General features: G+C 48.5%; 6 protein-coding genes and 1 other RNA gene. 1 reads left to right on the top strand and 6 read right to left on the bottom strand.

Features of this window, described 5'->3' with window-relative positions; genetic code table 11:
* The 4 genes from P9687_RS16690 to P9687_RS16675 form a co-directional block, all read right to left on the bottom strand.
* On the bottom strand, positions 1–624 hold a 624-nt coding region (locus tag P9687_RS16690; protein WP_328228938.1), incomplete at its 3' end, for a chloride channel protein.
* A gap of 234 nt (positions 625–858) precedes the next feature.
* Positions 859–1053: non-coding RNA, 6S RNA (ssrS, locus tag P9687_RS16685), on the bottom strand.
* 46 nt (positions 1054–1099) lie between these two features.
* Positions 1100–1396: a rhodanese-like domain-containing protein gene (locus tag P9687_RS16680; RefSeq protein ID WP_014097608.1), complete on the bottom strand. Its 297-nt coding sequence runs from the start codon at positions 1394–1396 to the stop codon at positions 1100–1102.
* A gap of 89 nt (positions 1397–1485) precedes the next feature.
* Positions 1486–1746, bottom strand: a complete 261-nt coding sequence (locus P9687_RS16675) for a metal-sensitive transcriptional regulator (protein ID WP_014097607.1) — start codon at positions 1744–1746, stop codon at positions 1486–1488.
* 581 nt (positions 1747–2327) lie between these two features.
* On the opposite strand from P9687_RS16675, the gene P9687_RS16670 reads away from it, so the two are divergent.
* Positions 2328–3116, top strand: coding sequence for a thermonuclease family protein (locus tag P9687_RS16670; RefSeq protein ID WP_035190646.1), 789 nt, complete (start codon positions 2328–2330; stop codon positions 3114–3116).
* A 101-nt stretch (positions 3117–3217) separates the two neighbouring features.
* On the opposite strand, the gene P9687_RS16665 is transcribed toward P9687_RS16670, so the two are convergent.
* Positions 3218–3727 (bottom strand): PTS sugar transporter subunit IIA, encoded by a 510-nt coding sequence (locus P9687_RS16665; RefSeq protein ID WP_017551018.1) that lies wholly within the window; start codon positions 3725–3727, stop codon positions 3218–3220.
* A gap of 399 nt (positions 3728–4126) precedes the next feature.
* A partial coding sequence (locus P9687_RS16660; protein ID WP_035190649.1) for a xylulokinase occupies positions 4127–5677 on the bottom strand: 1551 nt, incomplete at its 5' end.

Here is a 5677-nt window from a genome sequence, read left to right as displayed (position 1 = left end):
GGCATGGATCGTGAAATATTCATAAGGCGTATGCAACAGCCTTTTACTAACTTCAAAAGCAGCTATGCCGGAAACCGCCGAAGGGAAAAGAAACTGGTGCCGGATTGACCCGATAGCCAGTACTTCCAAACCAAACACGGCTGCTGTAACGGGCGCGCCAAACAGACTGGCAAAAGCAGCACTGATTCCGCATACGATCAGCTGGGCCCGAAGAAACGGCTGAATATGAAAAACTTTCCCAATCCATGTGGCAAGCGAACCGGCAAAGTGGGCGCTCGGCCCGAATTTTCCAGCCGAACCGCCGGATACAAGTGTAATGAGGGCCGCCAGATACTTGGCCGGGAAGCTTCTGTCAAAGGGCGGTTCCCCTTCGGAATGCACAGCAGCAATGGAAGAAGGCGCCCCTGATTTCATTTTATACAGCAACAGGCCGTTCAATAGGCCGCCAACTGGAAGCAGCAGCATCTTATAAGGCACGGGCAGCGCACCTGTTTTTCCGCTCAAAAAATTTAAAGCTTTCAAAAACAAACCGACCGTGGTCCCGGCCACAACGCCAATCAGTACGGCTACAGCGACATAGACGATCATGGTAAAAAACATCACGGCAGGCTCAATGTATTTCATTTGGTTCACATTTTCCCACTCCTGCATGTCAAAACATTGTTAGTTTTATTATACACCCAGTAATATCGAGGGCTAACACAAACGGACAGAGCGGGCTCTTTATACCGCGCGAAAAAATGGGCCGGGCACTGCATCCGGGCCGCAGGGTTAACAGGCTCAGCTAATGCCTTCGGTCTAGGTTCTTGATTGTGAAAAACCCCGCCCTTCTAAGAAGGACGGGGTTTAACAGATTATGTATGTGCCGCAGTTGCCGTAATCAAACTAAGAAAGTTTTAGAACCACACTCCTCAAAGTGGGTGTCCGCAAAAGCGTTCCTGCCATCCTCCCTGCCAAACGGCAAAAGGCTCGGCATTCCCGCAATAATGTTAAACTCCCTATAACAGTTTAAAGGTTAAAACTTTATTAATATTACGTACAACGCAGCTTGTACTCTTATACTACGCTTTATGCGCCGCAAGATCAAGAGGAAAATTTTTCATTCGATTTCGCCGCTCCACGCCATCATGCCGCCTTCCAGGTTTGTGACATCAAAACCCTGGCTTTCGAGAAACTGGCATGCCATATAGCTCCGCCCGCCGGAATGGCAAACGACAATATAGTTTTTGGAACGGTCAAGATCCTCTAGGCGGAATCCCAGCAAACCGAGCGGAATATGCAGCGCGCCCGGAATTTTTCCTTCCGCCACTTCCTCCGTTTCGCGCACATCGATAATATTGAGTTTTTCACCCTTGTTCAGTTTTTCCTCGACTTCCATCGCAGAAATTTCTTTCATCAAAATTCCTCCCTCGTAAAACAAAATCCCCCGCTTTTTGCGAAAAGTGCGGGCCTTGCCCCAGCGGCGATTCTGCGAAAAGACCGGTGTCAGCGGCTTTTCACAAGCAGGTTGACCGCTTCTTTTACAAGGCTTCCCGCGTCTTCCCCGTTTTGTTCGGCATTTTTCACACATTCCACCAGATTGGCACTGACAATGACGCCGATCGTGCGGTCAATTGCCGTCCGGGCGGCAGACAACTGGGCAATGACCTCTTTGCAATTGTCCTTTTCTTCCATCATCCGCAGTACTCCCCGCAATTGCCCTTCGATTCTTTTGACACGGTTTTTGATTTTCGCATCGTATTCCACCTTTTTCCCTCCCCGGTTCCAAGATCGTATAAGAATGAATATGGAATCCTTTTCTGCGTAATAAACGAATGCTGAAATTGGCTTCAAGCCGGCTGGAAACAATAAGGTGAAGACTGCCTTTTGGAATTTCGCCGGAAAACCGCTTTAAATAAGCCGTCGGAATCACAATGGCATCCGCGGTACCGCTTCCCGCATGCTGGTAATCCCTCACATCGACCACCACTTTATGTTCAAGCACATCTTTTCTTAAATCCGCCCGCACAGCACCGCGAACGGGAACGTAACGTGTATAGCCGGTTTTCGCGAGAATGAGCGCAAGAACGAGCAAAACAATATACATTTATACGGATGACCTCCTGCCCGAAGTTCGGTTACAACCCCCATCATATACCCCAGGCGGTATTATTGTCAAATGGATGGCTTAAAAATACCCGCTGAAAATGGTAAAATAATGGAGCTATATAAAATGAACTTAAGTTTTTACAACAAGCTCGAGCACCAATTTGCATGATGACTAGACAACAGAGCTGCGATATTTTGTTCATTTTATATACATTTTTTAAAAGCAAGGAGAAGGGGAAATGAAGACAAAAGCAGCAAGCTGGTTTACGCTCTTTTTGGCGATGATGCTCGCCGTCGCAGGGTGTGAAGGGCATCAAAACAGCACAAAAACGAGTACAGAACAAAAAACAGCGCAACAAACAAATACCGGGCCAGGAGAAAACCGGCAAACGACAGGCAAGCAAATTGCTGTTAAACTCGCCGATGTAACCGATGGAGACACGATTAAAATTTATAATAATGGAAAAGAAGAGACGGTCCGCTATTTGCTCGTTGACACGCCGGAATCAAAAAAACCGAATATGTGTGTGCAGCCGTATGCAAAAGCAGCCTATTACCGGAACAAGCAGCTCGTTTCAAGTGGCAAACTGACGATCGAATTTGATCACGGGGCCAAACGCGACAAATACGGGCGGCTCCTCGCTTATGTATTCGTAAACGGCAAGTCCGTGCAGGAAAAGCTGCTGAAAGAAGGGTACGCGCGCGTGGCCTATGTGTATGAACCGCCCTATCAATATTTGGACACTTTCAAAAAAGCCGAACAGCGGGCTAAAAACGAAAAACTCAGGGTCTGGTCGCAACCCGGGTATGCAACAGACCGCGGTTTTAACGGGTGCGAAAAAGGCAGTTCCGCATCCAACTCCAATGCTTCCGGCGGGGAGAGCCGTTCCAGCAACGGGAGCAGCAGTTTCCAAAACTGTACGGAACTGCGCAAAAAATATCCAAACGGCGTGCCGCGTTCAAACCCTGCCTACCGTTCCTATATGGACGGCGACAAGGACGGATACGCATGCGAACCATATAAGTAAGAAACAGGCTTGCACACAAGCCTGTTTTTCTTTTTCTGGTGCAAGGTACCCCGGCTCGTGCCACCCTTCCCCATCACTTGCTTCAAGCCTGTTTTTTGGTTTCACAGACAAGCCCGCATGATTTCCGTCTGCCCGGCAACTGCCTCAACCCCGGTACTTTTTTCGAGCGATTTTACAAGCTCCCCATTTGTAATAATGATTGCTGTAATCGTATCCGCTGCATTGGCTTTGATAAATTCCAGGTTAAAACGAATCAGCGGGTCGCCTTTTTCCACTTTGTCCCCGGCCTGCACAACCGTTTCAAACCCCTTCCCGTCGAGTGAAACCGTTTCCAGTCCGATATGAATCAAAACTTCCAGCCCTGATTCGCCGCGCAACCCGATCGCATGCTTTGTCGGAAATATCTGGATCACCTCGCCGTCAAACGGGGAAACGACCCGGCCCTCAATCGGCCTGATTGCCACGCCGTCCCCAATCATTTTTTCGGAAAAGATGGGATCGGGCACTTCCTCAATTGGCGTCACCTCTCCCCCCGTTGGCGCAAAAATATGCTCTTCCTTTCTTTTTCGGTGGAAAAATGGAAACAAAACGGACACCTGCCTTGTTTTCAACTAAATACATCTTCTATTTTAACATGTATGAAAAAAATCCGGCAGTTTTCATGGAAAATGCCGGATTTATTATCTGTACTCACTGGCGGGCCGGACTGCATGGCTCCCCAAAATGTATGCAATTGTCGAGCAGCGTCTCCGTTGGGATATGAACGGAGCGTTTGCGGATGCTGCGTGCATAGAAACTGGAGACTAAGGGTTATACCGGGAAGCTGTCGTGTCATTTCACTTCGTTTATCAGCGCGATTGTGCTTCTCGAGCAACCAAAGGTTTATACTAGGAAGCTGTTGTGTCACACCGGCAATGCTAGCATCACGTTTGTTTGACGGAATAACTAAAGTTTATTCCGGGAAGCTGTCGTATGTCCATACAGCTGTTTTGACGATTTTTCCGTTCCCGTTAAAAAATCGACTTTACAGCCATCGACTCAACCGGCAAGCCTGCCTCATATCTTTTTATAAAGGCTTCGTACCCTGAAACGCCTTCAGGTTCCGGGCTTAGCGTCATGCTTTCGGGATGGGTGAACACGTTTTGGTCCAAAAAGTCTTCCAGGCTTTGCTTCCCGTTTCCGGATTTTGCATAAACCGCGAGCACGGCCATCCCCCAGGCGCCGCCTTCACCGGCAGTGCTCATCACCGTAATCGGCGTATTTAATGCATTCGCCAATACTTGCTGGCCAATGACCGGCGTTTTAAACAGGCCGCCCTGGGCAATCAGGACATCCGTTTTGATTCCTTCTTCATTCTTCAAAATATCCATCCCGATTTTAAGCGGTGCAAATGCCGCATACAACTGGGCCTGGACAAAATTTGCCAATGTAAAGGCACTGTCCGGTTTCCTGACAAACAGCGGGCGCCCGGCCGGCATTTTTGTAATGTTCTCGCCTGACAAGTAGCTGTAATTGAGCAAGCCGCCTGCATCCGGATCCGCTTTTGCAGCCACCAAAAACAAAGTTTCATATAAACGATCCGCCGGCAAGTCAACACCGAGTCGTTCAGCAAATTGTTTAAACAGGTTTGCCCATGCATTAATGTCAGACGAGCAGTTGTTGATATGGACCATCGCCACGGGCGCCCCGCTCGGCGTTGTGACAATATCAATATCCCGGTACACTTTTTCAAGCGGCTGATCCAGCACAATCATCGAAAATGCCGAGGTGCCGACGGATATATTTCCGGTCCGTTTGCGCACACTGTTTGTGCACACCATCCCGGTTCCGGCATCCCCCTCAGGCGGAGCCATCAAACTGCCTGCCTGAAGATTTCCGTTTACATCCAATAATGCCGCTCCTTCGGGTGTTAAAGTACCCGCATATTCGCCGGCTTTTAATACTTTTGGCAGCACTTTCCCGATATGCCATGGATAGGGCGCCACATTTTCAAGCCGGTCAAACGTATCAAGAAAATCTTTCCGATATGTGCCTGTCTCTTCATCCACCGGAAAAACACCGGATGCATCGCCAATTCCTAACACCTTTTCTCCGGATAATTTCCAGTGTACATAACCGGCCAACGTGGTGATAAAGCGAATATCCTTTACATGGGGCTCCTGGTTTAAAATCGCCTGGTAAAGGTGGGCAATGCTCCATCGTTGCGGAATATTAAATTGAAATCGTTCAGTCAATTCATCCGCCGCTTGTTCGGTGATGTTATTACGCCATGTCCTGAAAGGAACGAGCAGCTCTCCGTTTTCTGCAAAAGCCAAATACCCGTGCATCATAGCGCTTACACCAATGGCACTGATTTTTGTTAAAGTCGTATGGTATTTCCCCTGGACGTCTGCCGCAATTTGGGCATAGCTTCTTTGAATCCCTTCCCACACTTCTTCCAACGAATACGTCCAGATGCCGTTTTCAAATTTGTTTTCCCAAACATAGCCGCCGGATGCGATTGTTTCAAAATCGTCCGTGACAAGTACGGCCTTTATCCGGGTTGACCCCAGTTCAATGCC

It is taken from the genome of Weizmannia sp. CD-2023 (assembly GCF_036225245.1).
Classification (GTDB): domain Bacteria; phylum Bacillota; class Bacilli; order Bacillales; family Bacillaceae_C; genus Weizmannia; species Weizmannia faecalis.
The sequence above is the reverse complement of the archived record's forward strand: the minus strand, read 5'-3'. Positions and strand labels throughout refer to the sequence as shown.